General features: G+C 70.0%; 29 protein-coding genes. 17 read left to right on the top strand and 12 right to left on the bottom strand.

All coding sequences use genetic code 11. The annotated features are described in order from the left end of the window. From eno to M2165_RS18480, 5 genes are read left to right on the top strand one after another with little or no spacing between them, the layout of a single operon-like run. Entirely contained in the window at positions 1 to 1284 is a 1284-nt protein-coding gene (eno, locus tag M2165_RS18500) for a phosphopyruvate hydratase (RefSeq protein WP_280816044.1), read from the top strand. 21 nt (positions 1285 to 1305) lie between these two features. After that, positions 1306 to 1584 carry a cell division protein FtsB gene (ftsB, locus tag M2165_RS18495; RefSeq protein ID WP_280816043.1) on the top strand — a complete coding sequence of 93 codons (279 nt, stop codon included), beginning with the start codon at positions 1306 to 1308 and terminating at the stop codon, positions 1582 to 1584. Between the two features lie 60 nt (positions 1585 to 1644). Next, positions 1645 to 2265 carry a nicotinamide riboside transporter PnuC gene (gene pnuC / locus M2165_RS18490; RefSeq protein ID WP_280816042.1) on the top strand — a complete coding sequence of 207 codons (621 nt, stop codon included), beginning with the start codon at positions 1645 to 1647 and terminating at the stop codon, positions 2263 to 2265. Then, positions 2262 to 2963: an ATP-binding protein gene (locus M2165_RS18485; protein WP_280816041.1), complete on the top strand. Its 702-nt coding sequence runs from the start codon at positions 2262 to 2264 to the stop codon at positions 2961 to 2963. Before pnuC ends, M2165_RS18485 begins: the two co-directional genes overlap by 4 nt. Continuing rightward, positions 2963 to 3934 (top strand): hypothetical protein, encoded by a 972-nt coding sequence (locus M2165_RS18480; RefSeq protein WP_280816040.1) that lies wholly within the window; start codon positions 2963 to 2965, stop codon positions 3932 to 3934. The genes M2165_RS18485 and M2165_RS18480 overlap by 1 nt, the downstream gene beginning before the upstream one ends. Positions 3935 to 3953: 19 nt before the next feature. Here M2165_RS18480 and M2165_RS18475 read toward each other — a convergent pair whose 3' ends face one another. Next, positions 3954 to 4325 carry an AraC family transcriptional regulator gene (locus tag M2165_RS18475; protein ID WP_280816039.1) on the bottom strand — a complete coding sequence of 124 codons (372 nt, stop codon included), beginning with the start codon at positions 4323 to 4325 and terminating at the stop codon, positions 3954 to 3956. 622 nt (positions 4326 to 4947) lie between these two features. Between M2165_RS18475 and M2165_RS18470 the strand changes: the two genes are divergently transcribed. Next, entirely contained in the window at positions 4948 to 5736 is a 789-nt protein-coding gene (locus M2165_RS18470; protein WP_280816038.1) for an SDR family oxidoreductase, read from the top strand. Between the two features lie 32 nt (positions 5737 to 5768). Then, positions 5769 to 6632, top strand: coding sequence for an NAD(P)-binding domain-containing protein (locus M2165_RS18465; RefSeq protein WP_280816037.1), 864 nt, complete (start codon positions 5769 to 5771; stop codon positions 6630 to 6632). A gap of 12 nt (positions 6633 to 6644) precedes the next feature. Here the strand turns inward: M2165_RS18465 and M2165_RS18460 are convergent, their stop codons facing one another. Beyond that, complete coding sequence (locus M2165_RS18460; RefSeq protein WP_280816036.1) at positions 6645 to 7643, bottom strand: Hsp33 family molecular chaperone HslO; 999 nt, start codon at positions 7641 to 7643, stop codon at positions 6645 to 6647. A gap of 120 nt (positions 7644 to 7763) precedes the next feature. Next, the gene (locus tag M2165_RS18455) at positions 7764 to 8288 is read right to left on the bottom strand and encodes a gamma carbonic anhydrase family protein (RefSeq protein WP_280816035.1); all 525 of its coding nucleotides are present in this window, start codon (positions 8286 to 8288) and stop codon (positions 7764 to 7766) included. Positions 8289 to 8327: 39 nt separating this feature from the next. Here M2165_RS18455 and M2165_RS18450 point away from each other — a divergent pair, with 39 nt between their 5' ends. Beyond that, complete coding sequence (locus tag M2165_RS18450; RefSeq protein ID WP_280816034.1) at positions 8328 to 9143, top strand: ferritin-like domain-containing protein; 816 nt, start codon at positions 8328 to 8330, stop codon at positions 9141 to 9143. On the opposite strand, the gene M2165_RS18445 is transcribed toward M2165_RS18450, so the two are convergent. From M2165_RS18445 to M2165_RS18415, 7 genes are all read right to left on the bottom strand, one after another. Beyond that, complete coding sequence (locus tag M2165_RS18445) at positions 9140 to 9613, bottom strand: MaoC family dehydratase (RefSeq protein WP_280816033.1); 474 nt, start codon at positions 9611 to 9613, stop codon at positions 9140 to 9142. The genes M2165_RS18450 and M2165_RS18445 overlap by 4 nt on opposite strands. 37 nt (positions 9614 to 9650) lie before the next feature. Next, positions 9651 to 10784: a thiolase family protein gene (locus M2165_RS18440; RefSeq protein ID WP_280816032.1), complete on the bottom strand. Its 1134-nt coding sequence runs from the start codon at positions 10782 to 10784 to the stop codon at positions 9651 to 9653. A gap of 92 nt (positions 10785 to 10876) precedes the next feature. Next, complete coding sequence (locus tag M2165_RS18435; RefSeq protein ID WP_280816031.1) at positions 10877 to 11476, bottom strand: TetR/AcrR family transcriptional regulator; 600 nt, start codon at positions 11474 to 11476, stop codon at positions 10877 to 10879. A 45-nt stretch (positions 11477 to 11521) separates the two neighbouring features. After that, entirely contained in the window at positions 11522 to 12541 is a 1020-nt protein-coding gene (locus M2165_RS18430) for a tripartite tricarboxylate transporter substrate binding protein (protein ID WP_280816030.1), read from the bottom strand. Beyond that, the gene (locus M2165_RS18425) at positions 12538 to 13335 is read right to left on the bottom strand and encodes a DUF72 domain-containing protein (protein ID WP_280816028.1); all 798 of its coding nucleotides are present in this window, start codon (positions 13333 to 13335) and stop codon (positions 12538 to 12540) included. Before M2165_RS18425 ends, M2165_RS18430 begins: the two co-directional genes overlap by 4 nt. Before the next feature lie 26 nt (positions 13336 to 13361). After that, a complete protein-coding gene (xerD, locus tag M2165_RS18420) occupies positions 13362 to 14279 on the bottom strand; it encodes a site-specific tyrosine recombinase XerD (RefSeq protein WP_280816027.1) in 918 nt (305 codons plus the stop codon). Between the two features lie 83 nt (positions 14280 to 14362). Continuing rightward, entirely contained in the window at positions 14363 to 15337 is a 975-nt protein-coding gene (locus tag M2165_RS18415; protein ID WP_280816026.1) for a tripartite tricarboxylate transporter substrate binding protein BugE, read from the bottom strand. A gap of 103 nt (positions 15338 to 15440) precedes the next feature. On the opposite strand from M2165_RS18415, the gene M2165_RS18410 reads away from it, so the two are divergent. After that, complete coding sequence (locus M2165_RS18410) at positions 15441 to 16358, top strand: AEC family transporter (protein ID WP_280816024.1); 918 nt, start codon at positions 15441 to 15443, stop codon at positions 16356 to 16358. On the opposite strand, the gene queG is transcribed toward M2165_RS18410, so the two are convergent. After that, positions 16306 to 17436: a tRNA epoxyqueuosine(34) reductase QueG gene (gene queG / locus M2165_RS18405; protein ID WP_280816023.1), complete on the bottom strand. Its 1131-nt coding sequence runs from the start codon at positions 17434 to 17436 to the stop codon at positions 16306 to 16308. The genes M2165_RS18410 and queG overlap by 53 nt on opposite strands. Between queG and tsaE the strand changes: the two genes are divergently transcribed. The 3 genes from tsaE (at position 17422) to M2165_RS18390 (ending at position 19925) form a co-directional block, all read left to right on the top strand. Next, on the top strand, positions 17422 to 17934 hold the full coding sequence (gene tsaE, locus M2165_RS18400; RefSeq protein ID WP_280816022.1) for a tRNA (adenosine(37)-N6)-threonylcarbamoyltransferase complex ATPase subunit type 1 TsaE: 513 nt from the start codon (positions 17422 to 17424) through the stop codon (positions 17932 to 17934). The genes queG and tsaE overlap by 15 nt on opposite strands. Then, entirely contained in the window at positions 17931 to 19508 is a 1578-nt protein-coding gene (locus tag M2165_RS18395; RefSeq protein WP_280816021.1) for an N-acetylmuramoyl-L-alanine amidase, read from the top strand. Before tsaE ends, M2165_RS18395 begins: the two co-directional genes overlap by 4 nt. A 132-nt stretch (positions 19509 to 19640) precedes the next feature. After that, positions 19641 to 19925, top strand: a complete 285-nt coding sequence (locus tag M2165_RS18390; protein WP_280816020.1) for a glycine zipper domain-containing protein — start codon at positions 19641 to 19643, stop codon at positions 19923 to 19925. 66 nt (positions 19926 to 19991) lie between these two features. Here M2165_RS18390 and M2165_RS18385 read toward each other — a convergent pair whose 3' ends face one another. Next, complete coding sequence (locus tag M2165_RS18385; RefSeq protein ID WP_280816019.1) at positions 19992 to 20660, bottom strand: DedA family protein; 669 nt, start codon at positions 20658 to 20660, stop codon at positions 19992 to 19994. 61 nt (positions 20661 to 20721) lie between these two features. On the opposite strand from M2165_RS18385, the gene M2165_RS18380 reads away from it, so the two are divergent. The 5 genes from M2165_RS18380 to M2165_RS18360 all read left to right on the top strand — a co-directional run bounded on the left by M2165_RS18380 (position 20722) and on the right by M2165_RS18360 (position 25867). Next, the gene (locus tag M2165_RS18380; RefSeq protein ID WP_280816018.1) at positions 20722 to 21939 is read left to right on the top strand and encodes a dienelactone hydrolase family protein; all 1218 of its coding nucleotides are present in this window, start codon (positions 20722 to 20724) and stop codon (positions 21937 to 21939) included. A 46-nt stretch (positions 21940 to 21985) separates the two neighbouring features. After that, positions 21986 to 23905, top strand: coding sequence for a DNA mismatch repair endonuclease MutL (mutL, locus tag M2165_RS18375; RefSeq protein WP_280816017.1), 1920 nt, complete (start codon positions 21986 to 21988; stop codon positions 23903 to 23905). Positions 23906 to 24097: 192 nt separating this feature from the next. Then, the gene (locus M2165_RS18370; protein ID WP_280816016.1) at positions 24098 to 25060 is read left to right on the top strand and encodes an alpha/beta fold hydrolase; all 963 of its coding nucleotides are present in this window, start codon (positions 24098 to 24100) and stop codon (positions 25058 to 25060) included. Between the two features lie 103 nt (positions 25061 to 25163). Then, positions 25164 to 25427 (top strand): type II toxin-antitoxin system Phd/YefM family antitoxin, encoded by a 264-nt coding sequence (locus M2165_RS18365; RefSeq protein WP_280816015.1) that lies wholly within the window; start codon positions 25164 to 25166, stop codon positions 25425 to 25427. 29 nt (positions 25428 to 25456) lie between these two features. Next, on the top strand, positions 25457 to 25867 hold the full coding sequence (locus tag M2165_RS18360) for a type II toxin-antitoxin system VapC family toxin (protein ID WP_280816014.1): 411 nt from the start codon (positions 25457 to 25459) through the stop codon (positions 25865 to 25867). Positions 25868 to 25879 lie beyond the last annotated feature (12 nt).

Genomic DNA, 25879 nt, shown 5'->3' with positions numbered 1-25879 from the left:
ATGAGTGCAATCGTTGACATCGTCGGCCGAGAAATCCTCGACAGCCGCGGCAATCCCACCGTCGAATGCGACGTGCTGCTCGAATCGGGCACCATGGGCCGCGCGGCCGTGCCCTCGGGCGCATCGACCGGTTCGCGCGAAGCCATCGAGCTGCGCGACGGCGACAAGAAGCGCTATCTCGGCAAGGGCGTGCTCAAGGCAGTGGAGAACATCAACACCGAGATCTCCGAAGCCGTGCTCGGCCTCGACGCCAGCGAGCAGGCCTTCCTCGACCGCACGATGATCGACCTCGACGGCACCGACAACAAGGGCCGCCTGGGCGCCAACGCGACGCTCGCGGTGTCGATGGCCGTGGCCCGCGCCGCAGCCGAAGAGTCGGGCCTGCCGCTGTACCGCTACTTCGGCGGCATGGGCGGCATGCAGCTGCCGGTGCCGATGATGAACGTCATCAACGGCGGCGCGCATGCCAACAACAGCCTGGACCTGCAGGAATTCATGATCATCCCCGTGGGCGCTCCGAGCTTCCGCGAGGCCGTGCGCTACGGCGCCGAGGTGTTCCATGCGCTCAAGAAGATCCTCGGCGACCGCGGCATCAGCACGGCCGTCGGCGACGAAGGCGGCTTCGCGCCCAGCGTCGAAAGCCACGAGGCGGCGATCCAGCTGATCCTCGAGGCCATCGACAAGGCCGGCTTCGTGGCGGGCGAGCAGATCGCGCTCGGCCTCGACTGCGCCGCGAGCGAGTTCTACAAGGACGGCAGCTACGTGCTGTCGGGCGAGAAGCTCACGCTCTCGGCCGGCAACTGGGCCGACATGCTCGCGACCTGGGTCGACAAGTACCCGATCATCAGCATCGAGGACGGCATGCACGAAGGCGACTGGGACGGCTGGAAGCTGCTGACCGAACGCCTCGGCAAGCGCGTGCAGCTCGTGGGCGACGACCTGTTCGTCACCAACACCAAGATCCTGCAGGAAGGCATCGACAAGGGCATCGCCAACTCGATCCTGATCAAGATCAACCAGATCGGCACGCTGACCGAGACCTTCGCCGCCATCGAGATGGCCAAGCGTGCGGGCTACACCGCCGTGATCTCGCACCGTTCGGGCGAGACCGAGGACAGCACCATCGCCGACATCGCGGTGGGCACCAACGCGGGCCAGATCAAGACCGGCTCGCTCTCGCGCTCGGACCGCATCGCCAAGTACAACCAGCTGCTGCGCATCGAGGAAGACCTCGGCGACATCGCCAGCTACCCGGGCCGCGGCGCGTTCTACAACCTCAAGTAACGCCCCGAAGCCGGCGGCAGCATGCGCTCGCGCCTCGTTCCACCCCTCGTGCTGTTGCTGCTGCTGGTCATCCTGCAGTGGCAGCTGTGGAATGGACGCGGCAGCGTGCCCGACGTGTCGCAGCTGCAGGACCGGCTCGCGCAGCAGAAAGAGGCGAACGCCAAGGCCGCCGTGGCCAACGAGCGGCTGGCCTCCGAGGTCAACGACCTCAAGGTCGGGCTCGAGATGGTCGAGGAGCGCGCGCGGCAGGAGCTCGGCATGGTCAAGCCGAACGAAGTGTTCGTGCAGATCACGCACTGACATGCTGGCCGCCACGCCCGGCACTGCGCGTTCTCGCGGCCCCGCGGCGCGCGTGCGCTGATGCTCGACTTCTTCTCGGCCTCGGCCTTCATGCTGTGGGGCGCCCCCGTCAGCTGGCTCGAACTCGTGGCCGCCGTGCTGGCGCTCGCGATGGTCGGCTGCAACATGCGCGAGATCCATTGGGGCTGGCCGCTCGCCATCGTGAGCTCGCTGCTCTACGTGGCGGTCTTCGCGAAGGCGCGGATCTACGGCGATGCCTCGCTGCAGGTGTTCTTCGCCATCGTCGCGTTCTGGGGTTGGTTCCAGTGGCTGCGCGGGCATCGCGCCGACGGCAGCGCATTGCGCGTCGGCCGGCTGTCGCCGCGCGGCCTCGTGCTGGCGCTCGCGGCCTGCGCGCTCGCCTGGCCCGCCGTCGCCCTCTTCCTGCATCGCTTCACCGACACCGACGTGCCCTGGTGGGACGGTTTCGCGACCGGGCTCAGCCTGGTCGGCCAGTTCCTGCTCGGGCGCAAGTTCATCGAGAACTGGCTGGTGTGGCTCGCGGTCAACGTGGTCAGCGTGGGACTCTTCATCCACAAGGGCCTCTGGCTCACGGTCGGGCTCTATGCCGTCTTCGCGGTGCTGAGCGTGGCCGGCTTCCTGGCCTGGCGCACGCGCCTGCACGAGGCCGCGCGCGCATGACGCCGATGCTGCCCCAGGGATGCGTGATCGCGCTCGTGGGCGCCGAGAGCACGGGCAAGACCGAGCTCTCGCAGGCGCTCGCGCGGCGGCTGCGCGAACGCGGCGTCGCCGTCACGCTGGTCGGCGAATACCTGCGCGAATGGTGCGAGCGCGAAGGCCGCACGCCGCGCCCGCACGAACAGCAGGCGATCGCCGACGAACAGGCGCGCCGCATCGAAGCCGCGGCGGCCGCGGACGTGGTGGTGGCCGACACCACGGCGCTGATGACCGCGGTCTACAGCGAGCAGCTGTTCGGCGACAGCTCGCTCTACCCCGCCGCGCTCGCGGCCCAGCGCCGCTGCGCGATCACGCTGCTCACCGCGCTCGACATCCCCTGGGTGGCCGACGCCCTGCGCGACGGCGACCATGCGCGCGAGCCCACCGACCGGCTGCTGCGCGCGGCGCTCTCGGGCGCGGGCATCTCCTTCGCCGTGGTCCACGGCAGCGGGGGCGAAAGGCTCGCCAATGCCTGGAACGCGATCAATGCGATCGCCGGCAGCGAGGCCCAGGTCCACGCGCGCGGCCGCGCCGACGCCAAGCCCGCCGCGTGGTCGTGGTCCTGCGACAAATGCTCCGATCCGGCGTGCGAGCACCGGCTCTTCAGCGACCTGCTGCTCGAACGCCGCGACGGCCCTTCCACCCACAGCACGAAGATCTGATGTTCCCACGCCGCCCCCACATCCTCGCGAGCCTCGCGCTCGGCACGCTGCTTTCCGCCGCGGGCATGGCCATGGCCGCGCCCATCGCGGCGACGGTGGAGAACGGCACCACCGCCACCGCCTGCGCGGAAGAGGACAACGTCTCGCTGGTGCTGCGCGGCGCGGGCATCCGCCGCATGCGCATCGAGGCGCTGCAGCCCGGCTACCTCGGCGGCATCGACAAGGACGTCACGGCGCCGGACTTCTCGGGCTGCAACTTCGACGGCGGCGCGCATCCCACTGACCCGGCCTACAAGTTCAAGGAGCGCCGCGTGGTGCTGCACGAGGACGCGCAGTGGCGCATCGTGGGCATGACGCTGCCGACCTTCTGGCGACCGCAGCAGGTGCCGGTGCGCGTGGGTGCGCGCACCGACCGCGGCTTTCACCTGCTGCAGGTCTTCCGCAAGGAAGACGACAAGGTGCTCGAGGCCATGGTGCTCTACCCCGCCGACGGCTACTGGCGCATCAAGCCGCTGCCCGAGGAGCGCTTCGGCGACGGCGTCTACGGCTCGTCGTTCCTGCTCGGGCCGGTCGAACAGGCCGGCCGGCCGGTGGTCGACATCGCCTCGATCCGCATCGTGCCGAAGCCGCTGTCGATCCATCTGCGCTTCACCCGCGGCGGCAGCGCCGTGGCGAGGGTGAGCGAGATCAGCCGCGCGCGGACCGCGCTCGACGTGCGGCTGTCGTCGCCGACCACCGATGCGCGGCCCTTCGCGGTGCTGCGTTCGATGTACGTCGCGGCCGACAACGCCGACGTGAGCGAGGTGCGCTGGCGCGAATCGCCCGAGGCGAACGAGCAGGCCTTGCCGCTGCCGGAAGTGAAGACGCTGAGCGGCACGCAGTTCCGCTTCGGGCGCAGCCTGCCTTCGAAGCACAACACCAGCGCGCCCGACATCTTCTTCGGCGGCTTCGACGGCGCACCCGCGCGCTGACGCGCTTGCCGGGCCGCAGCTAGCGCGCGCGCCGCACCTCGCCCGGCGTGGCGCCGAGCACCCGGCGCATGCAGCGCGCCATGTGGCTCTGGTGCGAGAAGCCGCTTTCGAGCGCGACGAGGCTGGCCGGCAGATCGCTGCTCAGGAGCAGATGCCGCGCGCGGTCGACGCGGCGATGCACCACGTACTCGTGCACCGGCAGACCCGTCGATCGCTTGAACTGCGTCTTCAGATGCGAAGCGCTCAGGCCCGCCACCTCGGCCAGCGCGGCCAGTGACAGGTCGCCGTCGAGGTGGGCCTCGATGAACTCGGTGACGCGCTTCAGCTGCAGCCGCGTGAGGCCTTGCGCATCCGCGCGTGCGATGCGCGGACCGTCGGCGATCAGCTGCACCCGCGAGCGCGGTGCCGAGGCTGTCGGTGTAGAGCCGGCCGTTGGGAAAGCCCGCGCGCCGTTCGGCATCGAGCGCCCAGGCGATGTGCTCGATCTGCGCATTGCGGAACTGGTGGCGCTCGCCAAGCTCCGCGCGCTCGGCCGGCAGGCCCATCTCGTCGGCGGTGCGCCGCAGCAAGGCGGGCGCCATGCGCACGACGACCGAGGTGCTCGGCGATTCCTCGTGCCAGATGTCGGTGGTGCCGGCGGGCACGATGTCGAGGTCGCCGCGCGTGTAGAGGAAGTGGTGGAACTGGCAGGCGCCCGCCACGGGCGCGCCCGCGTGCAGCTTGATGCGGTGGTCGGGCAGCGCCTCGTAGCCCACCACGCCGCCGGGCGTCTGCCGCAGGTCGACCGCCAGACCGCCCGGCGCGGGCGACGCGGCCGGCGTCACGAAGCTGTCGCCGCCGAAGGCCGCGACGGCCTCGTCGCCGCGCGCGCCGCGTTCGAGGTACGGATCGGTGTCGCTCGTGGTCATCGGCGCATTATCGGACGACCCCGTCGTGCATGTCGCCGCCCGTTTGTGCTCGCGCGCGGCCGAACGTGCGCGACCGCCGCGCCCGCGGTCCGGATCATCGCGGTCATGAACACAACGCATCACGCACATCAGCCCTTCGCGGGCAAGAAGGCCGTCATCACCGGCGGCACCATCGGCATGGGTCTCGCGACCGCGCAGCTGCTGCTCGCGGGCGGCGCCGAGGTCCTCGTGACCGGGCGCAATCCCCGCAACCTCGAGGCGGCGCGCGCGCAGCTCGGTCCGCGCGCCCACGTGCTCGCCTCCGACGCGGCCCGGCTCGCCGACATCGACGCCCTCGCGGCCGCGGCGCGCGAACGCCTGGGCCGCATCGACCTGCTGCACGTCAACGCGGGCGTCTCCACGCTCGAGCCCTTCGAGCAGGTGACCGAGGCCGGCTACGACGAGGCCTTCGCGATCAACACCCGGGGGCCCTTCTTCACCGTGCAGCGGCTGGTGCCGCTGATGCCCGCGGGCAGCGCGATCGTCTTCACCTCGTCGATCGCGGACGAAGGCGGCATGCACGGCCTGAGCGTCTACAGCGCGACCAAGGCCGCGCTGCGCTCGCTCGCCTCGGGCTTCGCGGCGGAACTCGTGGGTCGCGGCATCCGCGTGAACGTGGTGAGCCCCGGCTTCATCGACACGCCCACCCTCGGCGTGGCGGGTGCGACGGCCGCGGAGCGCGCCGAGTTCATGCGGCTCGGCGACCAGATCACGCCGATGCGCCGCCACGGCACCGCCGAGGAAGTGGCGCGTGCGGTGCTGTTCCTCGCCTTCGAGGCCACCTTCACCACCGGCGCGCGGCTCACCGTCGACGGCGGCCTGGGGCAGAACCTCACGCCCGCGCCCTCCGCTTGATCAAACACCACACGCACGAAAGATCGAAAGACATGACCGACGTCTCCCTCATCGGGCTCGGGCCCATGGGCATCGCGCTCGCGCGCGCCCTGCAACAGAAATTCACGCTCACGCTGTGGAACCGCACCGCGGAGCGCGCAAAGCCGCTGCTGAACCAGGGCACGCTGCTCGCGCCCGATGCGCGCGCCGCCGTCGAAGCCAGCCCGGTGGTGCTGGTCTGCGTGGCGGACTACGCGGCGAGCCGCGCGATCCTCGCCCAGCCGGGCGTTTCCGAGGCGCTGCGCGGCAAGGTGCTGGTGCAGCTGAGCACCGGCACGCCGCAGGACGCGCGCGAGGCCTGGGCCGCAGCCGACGGCCATGCGTACCTCGACGGCGCGCTGCTCGCCACGCCGGGGCAGATCGGCCGCCCCGACACGCCGCTCTTCATCTCGGGCGAGGAACGCGCGCTCGCCGCCTGCCGACCCGTGCTCGAGGCGATCGCGGGCAACATCCAGTACATGGGCGAAGCCATCGGCAATGCCGCCGCCTGGGACCTCGCCACGCTCTCCTGCATGTTCGGCGCGATGAGCGGCTTCTTCCACGGCGTGCGCATCTGCGAGACCGAGGGGCTGCCGGTGGACGCCTTCGCGCAGATGATCGGTGCGATCTCGCCGGTGCTCGGCGAGATGATCCTCGACGAGGGCGAGGCGATCCATGCCGGAGGCTACGGCGAGCCGGAGAGCTCCATGGCGACCTGCGCGAGTTCGGGCCGGCTCTTCGTGCGGCAGGCGCGCGAGGCGGCGCTCGACCCGAGCTTTCCGGATTTCCTGATGCGGCTCTTCGAACGTTCGCTCGACGCGGGCCTGGCGCAGGAGCGCCTGGCCGCGATGATCAAGGTGCTGCGTTCGCCGCGCTGAGGGCCCGCGCCCTCACTGGACGACGGAGCTGCCCGGCATCTGGTCGCCGGGCGACTTGAAGAGCTGCGCCGCATCGACCGCGTCGAAGCGGTACTGCTTGCCGCAGAAATCGCAGCCGACCTCGATGTCACCGCGCTCGGCGAGGATCTCCTCGGCCTCCTGCACGCCGAGGCCCCGGATCATCTGCGCCACCCGGTCGCGGCCGCAGGTGCAGGCGAAATGCGGGCCGAGCATGCCGGCCTGCGGCTCGAAGCGCAGCAGCTTCTCTTCCCAGAACAGCCGGCGCAGGATGGTCTCGACGTCGAGCGTCAGCAACTCGTCGCGCGTGAGGCTCGATGCGAGGATCGAGATGCGGTTGTAGTCCTCGTTGCGTCCGATCTGGTCTTCGTTGGCCTGGTCGTGGTCCTTGCCCGAGGTGCCTTCGAGGTTGCTCTCGCCCTTCACCGGCAGCCGCTGGATCAGCAGGCCGGCCGCCACCTTGTCGTCGGCCGCGAGCACCAGCGTGGTGTCGAGCTGCTCGCTCTGCAGCATGTAGTGCTGCAGCACGTCGCTGAGCTTGCCGAGCTTCTCGCCGTTGTCGTCGAACAGCGGCACCACGCCCTGGTAGGGCGTGGTGCCGGGCAGCTTGTCCTTGGGGTCGAGCGTGATCGCGCAACGGCCCTTGTTGTTCACATTGACCATGTCGGGCAGCCGCGCATCGGCCGCCAGCTCGCCGATCACCTTGGCGGTGGCGCGCAGGCTCAGGTCGGGCTTGGATTCCGCCACCACCACCTTCAACGGACCGTCGCCGAAGATCTGCAGGATCAGCGCGCCGTTGAACTTGATGTTGGCCTGCATCAGCGTGGCCGCGGCCGTCATCTCGCCGAGCAGCTCGGCCACCGGCGGCGGGTAGGCGCCGGTCGTGGTGTTGGAGGCGCGCCGCGCAAGGATCTCCTGCCACGCATCGGTCAGGCGCACGATCATGCCGCGCACCGGCAGGCCATCGAACAGGAATTTGTGCAGCTCGCTCAAGACATCATCCTTCTTTAAATGCAGTCTTCGCGCGGAACACCGCGGAACCGGCTCCGCCGGGCCGCTGGTGTTGCCCCCTGCAAGGGGGTGGAGGCCACACGAAGTGGGCAAGCCTGGGGGTTAGCCAATCCTTTTGAGGCCCTTCGCGTAGCGAACGGCGTTCTTGACGTAGTGCTCGGACCCGTGGCGCAGGCGCTCGGCGTCTTCGTCGCTGAGCGTGCGCACCACTTTCGCGGGCGCGCCGAGGATCAGGGAATTGTCGGGAAACTCCTTGCCCTCGGTCACGACGCTGCCGGCGCCAACGATCGAGTTGCGGCCGATCCTCGCGTTATTCAAGACCACCGCCTGGATGCCGATCAGCGAGTTGTCGCCCACGGTGCAGCCGTGCAGCATCACCGAATGGCCGATGGTGACGTTCTCGCCGATGGTGAGCGGGCTGCCGGGGTCGGAGTGCAGCATCGACATGTCCTGCACGTTGCTGTTGCGCCCGATGGTCATGGTCTCGTTGTCGCCGCGCAGCACGGCGCCGAACCAGATGCTTGCGTTCTCGCCCAGCGTCACGTTGCCGATCACCTCGGCGCTGTCGGCGACCCAGGCGCCGGTGCCGAGTTGCGGCGCAACGCCGTCGAGTTCATAAAGGGCCATCGTGGGGTCTCCGGAAGGGGCAAAACTAGAATTGTAGGGATGCACCCCCGATTGAGCGCGCTGGCCGCGCTGCGACTCACCGACCCGGGCGAGAAGGTCGCCGCAACGCGCGCCCTCGCTGCGGCCGCAGCTACCGATTCCATAGCAGCAGTGGATGTCCGCACGGCCGGCGACGACACGGGCGTGCCCGGGCGCCCCGAACGGCCGCTGCGCGTGGGCGCCACCGAGGTGCAGAAGCGCTCGCCCTTCACGCCCGAGGGCCGCGCCGCGCTGATCCATTCCATCTGCCACATCGAGTTCAACGCGATCAACCTCGCGCTCGATGCGGTCTGGCGCTTCGACGGCATGCCCGAGGCCTACTACCGCGACTGGCTGCGCGTGGCCGACGAGGAGGCGCAGCACTTCACGCTGCTGCATGCGCACCTGCAGGCGATGGGCTGGCGCTACGGCGACTTTCCGGGCCACGACGGCCTCTGGACCATGTGCGAGCGCACGCGCGACGACGTGCTCGCGCGCATGGCGCTGGTGCCGCGCACGCTCGAGGCGCGCGGCCTCGACGCCACGCCGCTGATCCAGGCCAAGCTGCGGCGCGTGAACACGCCCGACGCACTGCGCGCGGTCGAGATCCTCGACATCATCCTGCGCGACGAAGTGGGCCACGTGGCGATCGGCAACCGCTGGTACCGCTGGCTCTGCGAGCGCGCCGGCCGCGATCCCGAGGCCAGCTATCCCGAGCTGGTCGCAAAGTACGAGGCGCCGCGGCTGAAGCCGCCGTTCAACCTCGAGGCGCGCGGCCGCGCGGGCTTCAGCGACGAGGAACTGCGCGCGCTGTCGGCCGCCGCGGCCAGGCCCTAGGCCGGCCGCGCGTGCACCACCAGCTTCGGCCGGAAGTCCTGCAGCACCTCGCCGCGCTGGTTCAGCGTGCGGCAATGCATCGACACCATCGCGCGGCCCGGCTTCGAGCGCGAGGGCACGATGCCGGTCACCTCGCTCTCGACGCGCAGCACGTCGCCGGGCCGGGTCGGCTGCGGCCACTGCAGTTCGCCGCCCGAGCCGATGATGCCGTTGGCGAGCGGAATGCCGCTTTCCACCAGCAGCTTCATCGTGAGCGCCGCCGTGTGCCAGCCGCTCGCGGCGAGCCCGCCGAAGAAGCTGCCGTGGGCGGCCTCCTCGTCGGTGTGGAACGGCTGCGGATCGAACTGGAAGGCGAAGGCCTTGATCTGCGCCGCATCGAGCGCATGCGTGCCGCTCACGAAGCGGTCTCCGACCGCGAGGTCCTGGAGAAAGAGCCGTCGCGCCGCGCCGGGATCGGGATAGGCAGCCATGGGGCCTCCGTCGGATGGGTCCGCCATTGTCCGGCGCTCAGGCGCGTTCGAGCACCGTCGCGATGCCCTGTCCGCCGCCGATGCACTGCGTGGCGAGCGCATAGCGCCCGTTCTCGCGCGCCAGCAGCGCCGCTGCCTTGCCCGTGATGCGCGCGCCGGTCGCGCCGAGCGGATGGCCGATCGAGAGGCCGCCGCCGTCGAGATTGATGCGCGAGGCATCGAGGCCGAGATCGCGGATGCAGGCCAGCGCCTGCGAGGAAAACGCTTCGTTGAGTTCGATCACGTCGAGCTGGTCCGCGCCGAGGCCCGCGCGCGCGAGCGCCTTGCGGGTCGCCGGGATCGGGCCGATGCCCATGACCGCCGGATCGACGCCCACGGTCGCGAACGCTCGGATGCGCGCGAGCGGCTGCAGCCCGTGCCGTGCGGCGAAGGCATCGCTGGTCACGAGCACGGCCGCGGCGCCGTCGGTCAGCGGCGAGGACGTGCCCGCCGTCACCATGCCGTCGGGGCGGAACGCCGGCTTCAGGCCCGCGAGCGCCTCGGCCGAGGTCGTGGGGCGGATGCAGCCGTCGGCATCGACCACCTCGCCGGAGGCGAGCCGCACCGGCACGATCTCGCCCGCCAGCCGGCCCTCCGCGCGCGCTGCCGCGGCCTTGCGGTGCGACTCGACGGCGAAGGCCTCCTGGTCCGCGCGGCTCACGTGCCAGCGCGCGGCCACGTTCTCGGCGGTCTCGCCCATCGAGATGTAGGCGTCGGTGCCTGCATGCAGTTCGGGATTCGGCGAGAAGTTGAAGCCGCCCTGCGGCACCATCGTCATCGACTCGACGCCCACGCAGAGAAAGGCCTCGCCCATGCCGGCCTCGATCTGCGCCGCGGCGATGTGCACCGCCTGCATCGACGAGCCGCAGAAGCGGTTGACCGTCATGCCGCCCACTTCGTGCGGCAGCCCGGCCAGCAGCCCGACGATGCGCGCGAGGTTGTTGCCCTGCGAAGCCTCGGGGTAGGCGCAGCCGAGGATCACGTCCTCCAGCAGTGCGGGATCGAGGTCGGTGCGCTGCAAGAGGCCTTTGACCGCGCCGGCCGCGAGCGTATCGGGGCGCACCTCGGCGAGCGCGCCTTTCTTCGCGAAGTGGAACGGCGAGCGGGCGTAGGCGGAAATCACGGCTTTCATCGGGAGGCTCCTTCTTGAATACCTACCATCCAATCGGTAGGCTTGCGGGTCAAAAAATAGGCACGCCCTGCGTGCCTGCGATCCGCCCGGGCTCAGCCGGGCAATGAACTCCTGAGCTGGGCGATGGCCGCGTCGAAATCCTCCGCGCGCCCGGTCATGCGCGCCGCGACCATCGCGCCCTGGCAGACCGAGAACACGTAGGCGGCGAGCGCCGCCGCCGAAGCCGCGCCCTTCTCCTCCTTCGCCTTCTTCTTCGGCCCGCCCTGCGCCAGCGCACCGATCACGCCGGTGAGCCACAGCACCTGGGTGTTGCGCAGATCCTGCACGGCCTGGCGCAACTCGGCGTCGATGCAGTCCCAGCCGCCGGTGAGCGCCCCCGCGGGGCACATGCCGGATCCGGCCTTCAGCGTCTTGCGGTACATGCGGAAATAGGATTCGAGCGCGTCCTGCGGCGTGCGCACCCGCGCCGCCTCCCAGTCCTTGAACACCCGGGTCGCGTCGCGGATGACCGCGACGCCCAGCGCCTCCTTGGTGGGAAAGTGGTGGTACAGGCTCGCCTTGCGGATGCCGACTGCATCGGCCACGTCCTGGAAGCTGAAGCCGAGGTACGAGCGGGTCTCGATCAGCTGGCGCGCCACCGCGAGGATCTGCTCGCGGGTGCTGCCGGTGGCGAGTGCGATGGCGCTGGACATCTACCTACTATAAGGTAGGCAACTGCGGGCCTGCAAGGCGTGGGGTCAATCGGCCTTGATGTTGGCGGCCTTGATGATGCGGCCGTTGCTCTCGAACTCCGAGGCGATCTCCTTCGCGAAGGCCGCCGATGTTCCGCCGGTCGGCACGTTGTCGGTGGCCGTGAGCTTGGCGCGCAGTTCGGGGCTCGCGAGCGCCTTGTTGATCTCGGCGTTGTAACGCGCAACCAGCGCAGGCGGCGTGGCGCCGGGCGCGAAGACGCCGAAGAGCGAGTTGATGTTGGCCGCCGCATAGCCCAGTTCGCCGAGCGTGGGCACCTGCGGCAGGCTTTCGAGCCGGGCCGGCGCGCCCGCCGCGAGCGGCCGCAGCTTGCCGGACTGGATGTGCGACGTGAGCGTGGGACTGGCGTTGGTCGACAGGATCTCGAACTGGCCGCCGAGCGCATCGTTGAGCTGCTGCCCGCCGCCCTTGTACGGCACGTGCGTGATGTCCACGCCGGCCGCGGCGCGCAGCTGCTCGAGCACGATGTGCCCGAGCGACGCCGGCCCCGAGGTAGCCCAGCGCACCGCGCCCGGCTGCGCCTTGGCCTCGGCCACCAGCGCGCGGAAGTCGCGCGCCTTGCTCGCGGGCGTGGCCACCAGCAGCACCGGCGAGTACATCACGCTGGCCACGGGCGCCACGTCCTTCAGCGGGTCGAAGGGCAGCTTGCCGAGGTGCGGGCTCAGCACCAGCGGGCTGATGGCCGAGAAGCCCAGCGTGGCGCCATCCGGCGCGGCCTTGGCCACGGCGTCCATGCCGATGGCGCCGCTTGCGCCGGCGCGGTTCTCGACGACCACGGTGATGCCCATCTGCGCCGCGAGCCGGTCGCCGAGTGCGCGCGCGACCACGTCGCTGACGCCGCCGGCCGGATAGGCCACGATGAGCCGTAGCGTCTTGGGAACGGGCGGCGCGGATTGCGCGAACGCGCCAGCGCCGCAGAAGGCGCCGGCCGCGGCGAGCAGCGCGAACACGGCGCCGCGCCGCGTGGAAGAAGAAGAGGAAGAAGGGGAAAGGGTCGGTGCAGTCATGTCGGGCGGGATTCTGCCGGATCGCCGTGCTGCGGTTGCTGCGCCCGCGGTGACGGCGCCAGCAGCCGCGCGAGCGTCAGCGCATTGCCCACGGCTTCGCCGCCCGCGGTGTTGTCGAAGATGCACCAGCACCGGGCGCCCTCCTCCTGCGCGCGCTGCAGGCGCAGGGCGAGCCGCGCGAGCAGCGCGTCGTCGTAGGCCGACCAGTAGCGCCGCGGCGATCCATGCAGCCGCAGGTAGACCAGGCCCGGCCATCCGCCGGGCGCCGCGGCCTCGTCGAACAGCACCGGATCGGCGAGCACGCGCGCGATCTCGAAGCGCGCGAGCAGCGCCTCGGCCGCGGGCAGGAACCAGCTGCGGTGCCGCGGCTCCAGCACCACCGCGCCCGCATGCCTGCGCCGCAATGCCGAAAGAAAGCGCCGCGCCACGCCGGCATCGAAGGCCAGGCTCGGCGGCAGTTGCACGACGAGGCAGCCGAGCCGCGCCCCCAGCCCGGCGACCTGCGCGAGGAAGGCCTCGAAGGCCGGCATCGCATCCACCAGCCGCCGTTCGTGCGTGATGGTCTTCGGCAGCTTGACCGCGAAGCGAAAGCCCGCGGGTGTCGCCGCGGCCCAGCGCTCGTAGGTCTCGCGCCGGTGCGGCCGGTAGAAGGCGGTGTTGATCTCGACCGCATCGAAGCGCTGCGCATAGCGCGCAAGGTGCGAGCCTTCGGCCGGAAACTGCGGCCACGTTGCGCGCGGCAGGCTCCAGCCTGCGCATCCGACGCGGGGCGGCTCGGGAGTGGCGGGGTTCATCCCGCCATGGTAGACAAGCCGGGGCTTCAGCCGCGCGGATGGTGCTGCGCATGCAGCTGCTTGAGCCGCTCGCGCGCCACGTGGGTGTAGATGGTGGTGGTCGAGATGTCGGCGTGCCCCAGCAGCAGTTGCACCGCGCGCAGGTCGGCGCCGTGGTTCAGCAGATGGGTCGCGAACGCATGGCGCAGCGTGTGCGGCGAGAGCGGCACGTGAATGCCGGCCGCGGCGGCCTGCTTCTTCACGATGACCCAGAACATCACGCGCGTCATGCCGGCGCCGCGCGCGGTCACGAACAGGTCCTGCGTCTGCTGGCCGTCGAGGATGGCGGGTCGCGATTCCTCGAGGTAGCGCTCGATCCAACGCCGGGCCTCGCCGCCGAAGGGCACGAGGCGTTCCTTGCTGCCCTTGCCGAGCACGCGCAGCACGCCGTCGTTGAGGCTCAGGTCGGTGGCCTTGAGCGCGACCAGCTCGCTCACGCGCAGACCGCTCGCATACATCAGCTCGAGCATCGCGCGGTCGCGCAGGCCCAGGGGCGTTTCCACGTCGGGGGCCGCCAGCAGGTCGTCGACCTGCTTCTCCGACAGCGTCTTGATGGCGCGCGGCATCTGGCGCGCCGGCGCGAGCCGCAGGCTCGGATCGGCCGTGATGCGCCGCTCGCGCAGCGCCCAGCGGTAGTAGCGCTTGAACACGGTGAGCCGGCGGTTGGCCGAAGTCGCCTTGCCCTTGGTGGACAGGCGCGCGCCCATGTAGGCCTGCAGGTCGCTTTCCTTCGCGGCGTCGAGTGCCAGCCCGGCGCGCTCGGTGCGAAGCCACTGCGCGAACACCGCCAGGTCGCGCCGATAGGCCGCCAGCGTGTTCTTCGACAGCCCGTCCTCGAGCCACAGGGCGTCGATGAAGTCGTCGATCTCGGGAGTCTGCGCAGCGGCGGGGGCGGCCTCGGTCATGGCGGCAAGATAGCAAATGGACGGGCAACGAAAAAAGAAAAGGCCGCCCGTGGTGCGGGCGGCCCTGCGTCAGGCGCGGCGGATCAGTCGAGCTTGAGCTTCTGCTTCGCGACGACCTGCTTGTAGACGTCGTACTCGGCCTTGATCTGCGCCGAGAACTGGTCGGGCGTGTTCGCGACGATCAGCGAACCGGTGTCCTCGATGCGCTTCTTCACGGCCGGATCTTCCACCGCCTTCTTCACGCCGGCGCTGATCTTGTCGACCACCTCCTTCGGCAGGCCCTTGGGACCGAGGATGCCGTAGTAGGCCATGCGGTTGACCGGCTCCAGGCCGACTTCCTTGAAGGTGGGCACGTTGGGCAGCGCGGCGAGGCGCTGCGGCGCAGAGACCACGATCGGCACCAGGCGGCCGCTCTGGATGAACGGCATGGCCGAGGGGATGTTGTCGAACATGATCGGCACTTGGCCGGCCACCACGTCGTTGAGCGCCGGGCCCGCGCCGCGGTACGGGATGTGCGTGACGAAGGTGTTGGTCAGGCTCTTGTAAAGCTCCATCAGCAGATGGCCGATGCCGCCCGTGCCCGACGAGGCGTACGAGTACTTGCCGGGGTTCTTCTTGAGCTCGGCCACGAACTCGGCGTAGTTCTTGGCCGGGAAGCTCGGGTTCACCGCGATGATGTTCGGCGTGGCCGCGATGTTGATGATCGGGGTGAAGTCGTTGATCGGGTCGTACGGCACCTTGGGGTTGATGGCCGGATTGGCCGCCGTGCTCGAGACCGTGGCCACGCCGAGCTTGTAGCCGTCGGGCGTGGCACGCGCGGTTTCGGCCGCGCCCACGATGCCGCCGCCGCCTGCGCGGTTGATCACCACCACGGGCTGGCCCAGCACCTTGCCCAGCGGATCGGCAATCACGCGCGCCACGATGTCGGTCGTGCCGCCCGGTGCGAAGGGCACGCTCAGTTCGACCGGCTTGTTGGGATAGCCCTGCGCGAAACTCTGGCCCGTGACCGCGAGCAGTGCGGCAGCCCCCACCATGGCGCTCCATTGACGACGTTGCATCTATAACTCCTTGAATCGCTGTTGTCGGAAAAGCAAAGCCCCGGATGCTAGCCGCACCGACGAAGGGCCCGTGCTGTGGAATACCCATGGTTTGCTACGGTTTATGCTCGAAGCGGTGAACTTCGCCCAGCTGCTCTTTCCCGATTTCTCGCTCATCGCCATCGGCTGGCTGCTCTGCCGCTACACCGCCCTCGACCGCCGCGTGTGGGACCAGGTCGAAAGCCTGGTGTACTACTTTCTGTTTCCGGTGCTGCTGTTCCATTCGATCGTGCGCAGCCCGCTCGATTTCGGCGCCACGTCGAGCCTGCTCACCGCGGGCGTGGGCATCGGCCTGTGCGGCATCGCGCTGGCCTATGCGCTGCCCTTCCTGCCGTGGCTCGGCGCGCACATCGACCGCCGCGACCATGCGGCCAGCGCGCAGATCGCGTTCCGCTTCAACTCCTTCATCTGCCTCGCGCTCGCCGAGCGGCTGGCGGGGCCGCAGGGGCTCCTGATGATCGCTGTGCTCATCGGCGTGTGCGTGCCCATGTTCAACATCGCGGCGGTGTGGCCGATGGCGCGGCATGCCAAGGCCGGCTTCGCGCGCCAGCTCGTGCGCAATCCGCTGATCGTCGCCACGCTCGCCGGGCTGCTGGCGAACGTGCTGGGCTTCGGCATTCCGAACTGGGCCACGCCCACGCTCACGCGCATCGGTGCCGCCTCGCTCGCACTCGGCCTGCTGGCCGCCGGCGCGGGCATGCAGTTCGCAACGCTCGGGCGCGGCAAGGTGCTTGCGATCTCTGTGCTGTCGATCCGGCATCTGCTGCTGCCGCTCGTCGCATGGGGGCTCTCGCTGGCGCTGCGGCTGGATGCGACCCAGGCCGCGGTGCTGATGGCCTTCTCCGCCGTTCCGACCGCGTCGAGCGCCTACGTGCTCGCGGCGCGCATGGGCTACAACGGGCCGTACGTCGCGGGCCTGGTGACGCTCTCTACGCTGCTGGGGGTGGCGAGCCTGCCGTTCGCGCTGGCGCTGCCGCGCTAGCCTCGTTGCCCGGGCGCTGCGCCAGCGCCCACGCGACATGCTCGCGCACCAGCGCGCTCTCGTGCGAGGCGCGCGTGGCCAGCGCCTCGGCGGCCCCTGGTTCGCCGGCGCGCAGTGCGTTGCCGAGCGCCACGGCGATGTTGCGCAGCCACCGCTCGTGGCCGATGCGGCGGATCGGACTGCCCTCGGTGAAGCGCAGGAACTCCTCTTCGCTCCAGGCGAAGAGCGACGCCAGCGCCTGGCCGGTCAGCCCTTCGCGCGCATCGAAGTCGGGCAGCGCGCTCTTCTTCGCGAACTTGTTCCAGGGGCAGATCAGCTGGCAGTCGTCGCAGCCGTAGATGCGGTTGGCCATCAGCGGACGCAGTTCGAGCGGTATCGCACCGCCGTGTTCGATCGTGAGGTAGGAGATGCAGCGCCGCGCATCGAGCCGGTGCGGCGCGACGATGGCGCCCGTCGGGCACACCTCGATGCAGGCGCTGCAGCTGCCGCAATGCGCGCTCACCGGCGCGCTCTCGGGCAGCGCCATGTCGACGTAGATCTCGCCGAGGAAGAACATCGAGCCCGCCGCGCGGTCGAGCACCAGCGTGTGCTTGCCGCGCCAGCCCTGGCCGCTGCGGGAGGCGAGCTCGGCCTCGAGCACCGGCGCCGAATCGGTGAAGGCGCGGTGGCCGAAGGGCCCCACTTCCTCGGCGATGCGCTCGGCCAGCTTCGCGAGGCGCGTGCGCATCACCTTGTGGTAGTCGCGGCCGCGCGCATAGACCGAGACGATGGCTTCGCCGGGGCGCGCCAGGCGCTCGAACTCGCGCGCCTGCCAGTCGCCGAGCGGCGTGTCGCGCGGCAGGTAGTCCATGCGCGCGGTGATCACGCTGACGGTGCCCGGCACCAGTTCGGCGGGCCGTGCACGCCGCGCGCCATGCGCGGCCATGTATTTCATCTCGCCATGGAACCCATGGGCCAGCCATTGCATCAGACCGTCCTCGGCGCTCGACAGATCGACGCCCGCGATTCCGATTTGGGAGAATCCGAGTTCCCGGGCCAAGGCCTGAATACGAGCAACGAGTGGATGGCTGACGATCACTTGCCGATTGTAGAAACGCAGAAGCAGAACGCCGGCCGCAAGCTGCAGTGGCGCAGCGAGGACGACACCGACACCTTCGCGCGCGCGCTCGCCGCCTCGCCCGCGCTGCGCGATGCCTTCATCGCGCTGCATGGCGACCTCGGCGCCGGCAAGACCACCTTCGTGCGCCATCTGCTGCGCGCGCTCGGCATCGAGGGCCGCATCAAGAGCCCGACCTACGCCGTGGTCGAGCCCCACGAAGCGCCCGACGGCCTCGCGATTTTCCATTTCGACTTCTACCGCTTCAACGACCCGCGCGAGTGGGAGGACGCAGGCTTCCGCGACATCTTCGCGGGCCCCGGGCTCAAGCTCGCCGAATGGCCCGGCAACGCCGCCGGCCATATCCCGGTGGCCGACCTCGCTATTAAAATCGAAGCAATGACCGACGACACCCGCAGCGTGACCCTTCTGGCCCACACCCCCCGCGGCAGCGAACTGCTGGCGCACACCGGCGCATGAAGGCGAGCGGGCTCAAGCGGCGCGTGCTGCTGCAGGGCGGCAGCATCGCGCTGATGCTCGGCGTGCACCAGATCGCGCGTGGCGCCACCATCCTCGCGGTGCGCGTGTGGCCGGCGGCCGACTACACGCGTGTGACCATCGAGTCCGACGCGCGGCTCAAGTCGCAGCAGCTCGTGGTCGGCAGCCCGCCGCGCCTCGCGGTCGACATCGAGGGCATCGACCTCAATCCCGAACTGCGCGAACTGGTCGGCAAGATCAAGCCGGGCGATCCGTACATCAACGGGCTGCGCGTGGGCCAGAACGCGCCGAAGGTGGTGCGCATCGTCTTCGACCTCAAGCAGTCGGTGGTGCCACAGGTCTTCTCGCTCGCGCCCATCGCGGCCTACAAGCACCGGCTCGTGCTCGACCTCTATCCCGAGCAGCCCGTCGACCCGATGGAAGCGCTGATCGCCGAGCGCCTGCGCGACGCGCCGCGCGCGCGCGGCAATGGCAACAGCAGCAACGGCGGCGACACCGCCGTCGCGGCCGCCCCGCCCGCGGCGCCCTACACCGGCTACACCGGCCTCGCGCCCGACGGCGGCCCGCCGATCCTCGTGCGGCCCTCGCCCAACGTGCCCGCGCCGCGGCCCGCGCCCGGCGCGCCGGTGCCCGTGCCGGCCGCGCCGGCGCCACGGCCGCCGGCCGTGGCCGACGCGCCGCAGCCCGATCCGCTCGGCGACCTGATGGCGCAGCAGGCAACGCGTCCCACGCCGCCCGCCGCGCCCGCGCCGGCTGCCACCCCGACGCGCCCCGCGGCATCCCCGCCCCCAGTCGCGGTGGCGCGCGGCGGTGCCACTGCGAGCCGCACCGACCGCATCATCATCGTGGCGCTCGACCCCGGCCATGGCGGCGAAGACCCCGGCGCGATCGGCCCGAACGGCACGCGCGAGAAGGACATCGTGCTGCAGATCGCGCACCGGCTGCGCGACCGCATCAACGCGAGCAGCGTCAACGGCAACCCGATGCGCGCCTTCCTCACGCGCGACGCCGACTTCTTCGTGCCGCTCGGCGTGCGCGTGCAGAAGGCGCGGCGCGTGCAGGCCGACCTCTTCGTGAGCATCCACGCCGATGCGTTCACCACGCCGGCCGCGCGCGGCGCGAGCGTGTTCGCGCTGAGCCAGAGCGGCGCCTCGAGCAGTGCCGCGCGCTGGCTCGCCAACAAGGAGAACGAGGCCGACAAGGTCGGCGGCGTGAACGTCGGCAACCACGAGGCGCAGGTCCAGCGCGCGCTGCTCGACATGAGCACCACCGCGCAGATCAACGACAGCCTCAAGCTCGGCGGCGCGATGCTCGGCGAGATCCGCGGCATCGGCGCGCGGCTGCACAAGCCCCAGGTCGAGCAGGCCGGCTTCGCGGTGCTGAAGGCGCCCGACATTCCGAGCGTGCTGGTCGAGACGGCCTTCATCAGCAACCCGGAAGAAGAATCCAAGCTGCGCAGCGCAAGCTACCAGGAAGACCTCTCCGATGCGCTCATGCGCGGCATCCAGCGCTACTTCGCGCAGAATCCGCCGCTCGCGCGCAGCCGTCAGCTCTGAACCCGTTGGCGCCGCCCTGCTGTCCCACGCCGCGCGGCCCGGGACACCGCACACCCATGTGCGGCAGGCTCCTACACGGGCGGAATGCGACTTTTGCCCATCATGAGCCATCACTCAAGAAAGGTGGACATCATGAAGGCACGAATCTGGATGACTGCAGCGGCGGCCACGACGGTCCTCACGCTCGCGGGTTGCGCCTCCGGACCCAACCAGAACCTGGGCACCGGCGTCGGCGCACTCGGCGGCGCGGCGGTCGGCCACGCGATCGGCGGCAACACGGCCAGCACGCTGGGCGGCGCTGCCATCGGCGGCGTGATCGGCAACCAGGTGGGTCGCAGCGTCGACGAGCGCAACTACTACAACCAGCAGGCCTATCCTCCGGGCAGCTACTACCCGCGCAACGGCCCGAACTACTGAGTCCGAGCGGCCTGCGGCCTGAAAAAAAGCGCGCCCGCGGGCGCGCTTTTTTCGTGCGGCCGGCGATCAGGCCTTGGCGGCGAGTTCCGCGCGGGCCTTCTCCGCGCGCGATGCACGCCAGGCGCCGAAGATCGCGAGCAGGCCGGGCACGAAGATCAGCGCCCAGATGATCTTGTCGAGGTGCTCGCGCACGAAGGGCAGGTTGCCGAAGAAGTAACCGGCGGTGGCGATGCCGAGCACCCAGATCAGCGCACCGACGACGTTGTACATGGTGAACTTGGCGCGGTTCATCTCCGCCACGCCGGCGACGAAGGGCGCGAAGGTGCGGATGAAGGGCATGAAGCGCGCGAGGATGATCGTGATGCCGCCGTAGCGCTCGTAGAACGCATGGGCCTGGTCGAAGGCCTTGCGGTTGAAGAAGCGCGAGCTCTCCCACTTGAAGACCTTGGGCCCGAAGTAGCGGCCGATGCTGTAGTTGCACTGGTCGCCCAGGATGGCCGCGGCGATCAGGACCGCGCAGGCCAGCGGATAGCTCATCAGCCCTGCGCCGCAGAGCGCGCCGACGATGAAGAGCAGCGAGTCGCCCGGCAGGAAGGGCATCACCACCGCGCCGGTCTCCACGAACACGATCAGGAAGAGCAGCGCATAGACCCAGGGGCCGTAGGCGATGACGAAGGCCTCGAGGTGTTTGTCGACGTGCAGGATGAAGTCGACGAGAAAGCTGATGATTTCCATGGGGCCGGATTATCCTTGCTGCGCGCCGCACGGCGTTCCATGACGAATTCGGAGATCCCACATGACAGGTCGATACATCCAGGTCGAGGCCCGCGACGGCAGCGGCAGTTTCCGCGGTTATCTTGCAGTGCCGGAGGCGGGCAGCGGCCCGGGCCTCGTGATCGCGCAGGAGATCTTCGGCGTCAACCACACGATGCGCGAGGTGGCCGACTACTACGCCGAGGAAGGCTACGTGGTGCTCGTGCCCGACCTGTTCTGGCGCCAGGCACCGGAGGTCGAACTCGGCTACAGCGAAGCCGACTGGCAGCGCGCCTTCGGCTTCTACCAGGGCTTCGACGAAGCCAAGGGCATGGAGGACATGCAGTCCGCCATCGACGTGCTGCGCGCGCGGCCCGAGGTCGGTGGCGGCAAGGTCGGCGTGCTCGGCTTCTGCCTCGGCGGCAAGCTCGCGTACCTCGCGGCCTGCCGCACCGATGCGGACGTGGCGGTGGGCTACTACGGCGTGGGCATCGACGCCGCGCTCGACGAGGCCGAGAAGATCCGCCGCCCGCTGATGCTGCACATCGCCGAACTCGACAAGTTCTGCCCGCCCGAGGCGCGCGAACGCATCGTGCAGGCGCTCGGCGGCCGGCCCGGCGTGACGCTGCACGTCTACCCCGGCGTGGACCATGCCTTCGCGCGCGCCGGCGGCGAGCATTTCCACAAGCCCTCGGCACTGATGGCGCACGAGCGCAGCATCGCCGCGCTCAAGGCCGCGATCGGCCCGCACTACGACCTGTCGGCGCTCTGGGACAAGCACTGCGAGTACGAGTTCGCCACGCGCAACGTCGACGACACCATGTCGACCATGGTGGCCGAGCCCTACGTCAACCACATCCCCACCATGACCGGCGGCGTGGGCTACAAGGCGCTGCATGCGTTCTACAGCAACCACTTCGTCAACAGCAATCCGCCCGATACCACGCTGACCTCGATCTCGCGCACCGTGGGCGCCACGCAGGTGGTCGACGAGCTGCTGTTCAGCTTCACCCACACGACAGAGATTCCGTGGATGCTGCCCGGCGTGGCGCCCACCGGCCGGCGTGTCGAGATTCCGCTGCTGGCCGTCATCAAGTTCCGCGGCAACAAGCTCTACCACGAGCACATCTACTGGGACCAGGCCAGCGTGCTGGTGCAGGTGGGACTGCTTGATCCCGGGCTGCTGCCCGTGGCGGGCGTGGAAACGGCGCGCAAGCTGCTCGACGAAACCCTGCCGTCCAACACGCTGATGCGGCGCTGAAGGGCTTGCGCGAGCCGCCGCCGGCGCCGGCGGCCGCGCTTCTAGAATGCCCCTCGTGAGCGCCCTTCCCTCCTCCTTTTCCCCTGTTGCAGAACGACGGCCGATCCGCGAGCTGCCCGACGAGCTGATCAGCCAGATCGCCGCCGGCGAGGTCGTCGAGCGCCCGGCCTCGGTGGTGCGCGAGCTGCTCGACAACGCGCTCGATGCGGGCGCGCGCCAGGTCACGGTGCGGCTCGCATCGGGCGGCGTGCGGTTGATCTCGGTGGAAGACGACGGCCTGGGCATTCCGCGCGAAGAACTCACGGTGGCGCTGCGCCGCCATGCCACGAGCAAGATCGCGAGCCTGAACGACCTCGAAACCGTCGGCACCATGGGCTTTCGCGGCGAGGCGCTGGCCGCCATCAACGCGATCGCCGAGCTCAGCATCCTCTCGCGCTTCGCGGGTGCCGACGGCGCCTTTGCGCTCGACGGCCGCACGGGCGAGCTGCGCCCGGTGGCGCGCGGCGTGGGCACCACGGTGGAAGTGCGCGAGCTCTTCTTCGCGACGCCGGCGCGCCGCAAGTTCCTGAAGACCGACGCCACCGAGCTCGCCCACTGCATCGAGGCGGTGCGCCGCCATGCGCTCGCGCGGCCGGAGGTCGGCTTCTCGGTCTGGCACGACGGCAAGCTCATGGAGCAGTGGCGGGCCGCCGAGCGGCGCGAGCAGCGGCTCGCCGATGCGCTCAGCGACGACTTCGTCGCGCAGAGCGTGGCGGTCGAGCACATCGGCGGCGCGGTGCGCGTGGTGGGACGCGCGGGCATTCCCGACGCCGCGCGCTCGCGCGCCGACCAGCAGTTCTTCTACGTCAACGGCCGCTTCGTGCGCGACAAGGTGCTCTCGCATGCGGTGCGCAGCGCCTACGAAGACGTGCTGCACGGACAGCGCCAGCCCGTCTATGCGCTCTACCTCGAGATCGATCCCTCGCGCGTGGACGTGAACGTGCATCCGACCAAGATCGAGGTGCGCTTCCGCGACGGCCGCGAGGTGCACCAGGCGGTGCGCCATGCGATCGAGAACGCGCTGGCCGCACCGCGCGCGGGCGATGCCGTGGCGGCCGCCGCACCCGCGGCGCCGTTCTTCAAGCCCGCCGTGCCGGCCACCGGCGAGAACTGGACCCAGCCGGGCATCCACTTCAGGGCCGCCGAGCGCGGCATCGGCGATTTCGACGCGATGTGGCCGCGGCGCGCCGATACGGCCGATGCGTCGGGACAGGGCGCGCCCCAGCCTGCCGGCGTGCGCTGGTCCACCGCCGAAGCCGCCCCGCTGCCGTTCCGCGCGCCCCCGAGCCTGACCGCAGCGCCGCGCGACGACGCCGCTGCGACGGCCGTCGACAGCGGACAGGCCTGGCCGCTGGGCCGCGCACTGGCGCAGCTGCAGGGCATCTACATCCTGGCGGAGAACACCCAGGGGCTGGTGGTGGTCGACATGCATGCGGCGCACGAACGCATCGTCTACGAGCGCCTCAAGACCCAGCTCGACGGCGCCGCCATTGCGAGCCAGCCGCTGCTGATCCCCGCCACCTTCGCGGCCACGCCGCAGGAAGTGGCCACCGCCGAGGCCTGCGCCGCGGTGCTGTCCACGTTGGGGCTGGAGGTCACGCCGTTCTCGCCGCGCACCTTGGCGGTGCGTGCGGTGCCCGCCACGCTGGCGGACGGCGACCCGGTCGAGCTCGCGCGCAGCGTGCTGGCCGAACTGGCCCAGCACGACGCCAGCACCGTGGTCCAGCGCGCGCAGAACGAGCTGCTCTCCACCATGGCCTGCCACGGCGCGGTGCGGGCCAACCGCAAGCTCACCATCGACGAGATGAACGCGCTGCTGCGCCAGATGGAAGCCACCGAGCGCTCCGACCAGTGCAACCACGGCCGGCCGACCTGGCGCCAACTCTCGATCCGGGAACTGGACGCGCTGTTCCTGCGCGGTCGGTAGACCAGCGGTTACAAGTTTTTCAGGGTTTTTCCCTGGCTGTCACGCGTCATCCGGAAACCGGGCACGGACGTTGCCTGTGAGGACCAAAGTCTCCATAGAGGGCATTGGCGGGAGGGTTCGGAACGCAGTGTCGGCGCGTTCCGGACGTTGGAACATGAACTTTCCGCCGGCTTCGCTGTCTGTCCTCTGCCCATGAAACGCTGGTCCCTGCTCGCCTCCGTTCTTTCGCTCTGCGCCCTGCTGGCCGCCGGCTGCTCCACATTCGACGAGCAGCAGCGCGAATGGATCTTCCAGCCCAGCGACCGCAGCTGGGGCAACACCGCCAGCATGACGGCGGGCATGCAGGACGTCTGGATCGACTTCCAGTCCTCGATCACCGGCGAGCCCGCGCGGTTGCACGGTCTCTGGCTCGGCGGCGAACCCGAGACCACCGACCGGCCCGTGATGCTCTACCTGCATGGCGCGCGCTACAACGTCGCCGGCTCGGCACCGCGCATCCAGCGCATGCACGAACTGGGCTTCTCGGTGCTGGCCATCGACTACCGCGGCTTCGGCAAGAGCACCAAGGGCCTGCCGTCCGAGGAATCGGCGCGCGAGGACGCCCGCGCCGCCTGGACCTGGCTGGCCGCACGGCATCCGAAGCAGCACCGCTACATCTTCGGCCACTCGCTCGGCGGCGCGATCGGCATCGACCTCGCCTCGCGCGTGGGCGACGAGAGCGGCACCATCGTCGAGAGCACCTTCACCTCCATCGCCGACGTGGTCAGCGGCTTCAAGTGGGGCTGGCTGCCCTTTGGCCCGTTCATCACGCAGCGCTTCGAGGCGATCAACAAGGTCAGGGACATCGGCGCGCCGCTGCTGGTGGTGCACGGCACCGCCGACAGCCTCATCAACCCCACGCTCGGCCGCAAGCTCTACGAGGCCGCCATCGTGCCGAAGATGTTCGTGCTGGTCGAAGGCGGCTCGCACCACAACACCAATTCGGTCGGCGAGGTGCAGTACCGCGCGGCGCTCACGCAGCTGTTCCGCATGAACCCCGACAACATGGTCGCGCGCAACCAGCCGAAGCTGTCGCCGCTCGTGCCCGTGCTGCCGCCGGCCCCGCGCGAGCTCCGCGACGAGGCGCGCGCGCCCGGCGCGCCGGCGGCGATCTAGCAGGCAGCGCCCGTTGCGCGCCGGCGGCCCGCCGGCCCCCTTCGCCGAACATGCGCTTGATGGATGTTAGTAATGTCGCTAACATTCGGCCCAAGGACGCACCATGGGAAACACTACCATCAAGACGGTCACGAGCCGCGAATTCGTGCACAACGTGAGCGCGGCCAAGCGCGTGGCCGCCGAGGGAGGCCACGTCATCATCACCGACCGTGGGCAACCCGCGCTCGCACTCGTGCCGATCGCGCTGTACCGTCGCCTGACGAACACGGACAAGACCCTGGTCGATCTGCTGCGCATGCCGGAGGCCGATGGCATCGAGATCGACTTCGAGCCGATCCGCATCGGCGCCAGGGACTTCGACGCCTGAATCCGAGCAGCCCCCCGATCGTGACAGTGATGCTGCTGCTCGACACTAACGTCATTTCCGAGGTTCGCAAGCGCAACTGCCATCCGAACGTGCTGGCGTGGATGGCCACCGAACCGACCGAGGCGATGCACATCAGCGCAATCACCGTGCTGGAGATCCAGCGCGGCATCAGCCAACTGGCGCTGCGCGGCGATGAAACGCAGGCCGCGATCCTGAACCGCTGGCTCGAAGAGATGGTGCTGCCGGCATTCGAAGGGCGGATTCTGCCCATCGATCACCGCGTTGCGCGTCGCGCAGCACAGCTGCCATGGGCCGATGCGCGCGACTACCGCGACCCGATCATCGCGGCCACCGCGCTGCTGCACGGTGCGAGGGTCGTGACGCGCAACACCAGGCACTTCGAGGCCTCGGGGGTGCCGTTGGTCAACCCCTGGGACTGACCTCGCCCCCGA

It is taken from the genome of Variovorax sp. TBS-050B, from assembly GCF_029893635.1.
Lineage (GTDB): Bacteria > Pseudomonadota > Gammaproteobacteria > Burkholderiales > Burkholderiaceae_C > Variovorax.
The sequence above is the reverse complement of the archived record's forward strand: the minus strand, read 5'-3'. Positions and strand labels throughout refer to the sequence as shown.

Coding starts and splice junctions, on each gene's coding strand:
- ftsB (WP_280816043.1), top strand. CDS start 1,306: ATGCGCTCGCGCCTCGTTCCACCCCTCGTGCTGTTGCTGCTGCTGGTC.
- M2165_RS18370 (WP_280816016.1), top strand. CDS start 24,098: ATGAAACGCTGGTCCCTGCTCGCCTCCGTTCTTTCGCTCTGCGCCCTG.
- M2165_RS18435 (WP_280816031.1), bottom strand. CDS start 11,476: ATGTCCAGCGCCATCGCACTCGCCACCGGCAGCACCCGCGAGCAGATC.
- M2165_RS18410 (WP_280816024.1), top strand. CDS start 15,441: ATGCTCGAAGCGGTGAACTTCGCCCAGCTGCTCTTTCCCGATTTCTCG.
- M2165_RS18390 (WP_280816020.1), top strand. CDS start 19,641: ATGAAGGCACGAATCTGGATGACTGCAGCGGCGGCCACGACGGTCCTC.
- eno (WP_280816044.1), top strand. CDS start 1: ATGAGTGCAATCGTTGACATCGTCGGCCGAGAAATCCTCGACAGCCGC.
- M2165_RS18465 (WP_280816037.1), top strand. CDS start 5,769: ATGACCGACGTCTCCCTCATCGGGCTCGGGCCCATGGGCATCGCGCTC.
- M2165_RS18425 (WP_280816028.1), bottom strand. CDS start 13,335: ATGAACCCCGCCACTCCCGAGCCGCCCCGCGTCGGATGCGCAGGCTGG.
- mutL (WP_280816017.1), top strand. CDS start 21,986: ATGCCCCTCGTGAGCGCCCTTCCCTCCTCCTTTTCCCCTGTTGCAGAA.
- M2165_RS18470 (WP_280816038.1), top strand. CDS start 4,948: ATGAACACAACGCATCACGCACATCAGCCCTTCGCGGGCAAGAAGGCC.
- xerD (WP_280816027.1), bottom strand. CDS start 14,279: ATGACCGAGGCCGCCCCCGCCGCTGCGCAGACTCCCGAGATCGACGAC.
- tsaE (WP_280816022.1), top strand. CDS start 17,422: ATGGCTGACGATCACTTGCCGATTGTAGAAACGCAGAAGCAGAACGCC.
- pnuC (WP_280816042.1), top strand. CDS start 1,645: ATGCTCGACTTCTTCTCGGCCTCGGCCTTCATGCTGTGGGGCGCCCCC.
- M2165_RS18380 (WP_280816018.1), top strand. CDS start 20,722: ATGACAGGTCGATACATCCAGGTCGAGGCCCGCGACGGCAGCGGCAGT.
- M2165_RS18415 (WP_280816026.1), bottom strand. CDS start 15,337: ATGCAACGTCGTCAATGGAGCGCCATGGTGGGGGCTGCCGCACTGCTC.
- M2165_RS18450 (WP_280816034.1), top strand. CDS start 8,328: ATGCACCCCCGATTGAGCGCGCTGGCCGCGCTGCGACTCACCGACCCG.
- M2165_RS18430 (WP_280816030.1), bottom strand. CDS start 12,541: ATGACTGCACCGACCCTTTCCCCTTCTTCCTCTTCTTCTTCCACGCGG.
- M2165_RS18395 (WP_280816021.1), top strand. CDS start 17,931: ATGAAGGCGAGCGGGCTCAAGCGGCGCGTGCTGCTGCAGGGCGGCAGC.
- M2165_RS18440 (WP_280816032.1), bottom strand. CDS start 10,784: ATGAAAGCCGTGATTTCCGCCTACGCCCGCTCGCCGTTCCACTTCGCG.
- M2165_RS18455 (WP_280816035.1), bottom strand. CDS start 8,288: ATGGCCCTTTATGAACTCGACGGCGTTGCGCCGCAACTCGGCACCGGC.
- M2165_RS18385 (WP_280816019.1), bottom strand. CDS start 20,660: ATGGAAATCATCAGCTTTCTCGTCGACTTCATCCTGCACGTCGACAAA.
- M2165_RS18485 (WP_280816041.1), top strand. CDS start 2,262: ATGACGCCGATGCTGCCCCAGGGATGCGTGATCGCGCTCGTGGGCGCC.
- M2165_RS18445 (WP_280816033.1), bottom strand. CDS start 9,613: ATGGCTGCCTATCCCGATCCCGGCGCGGCGCGACGGCTCTTTCTCCAG.
- M2165_RS18365 (WP_280816015.1), top strand. CDS start 25,164: ATGGGAAACACTACCATCAAGACGGTCACGAGCCGCGAATTCGTGCAC.
- M2165_RS18360 (WP_280816014.1), top strand. CDS start 25,457: ATGCTGCTGCTCGACACTAACGTCATTTCCGAGGTTCGCAAGCGCAAC.
- M2165_RS18480 (WP_280816040.1), top strand. CDS start 2,963: ATGTTCCCACGCCGCCCCCACATCCTCGCGAGCCTCGCGCTCGGCACG.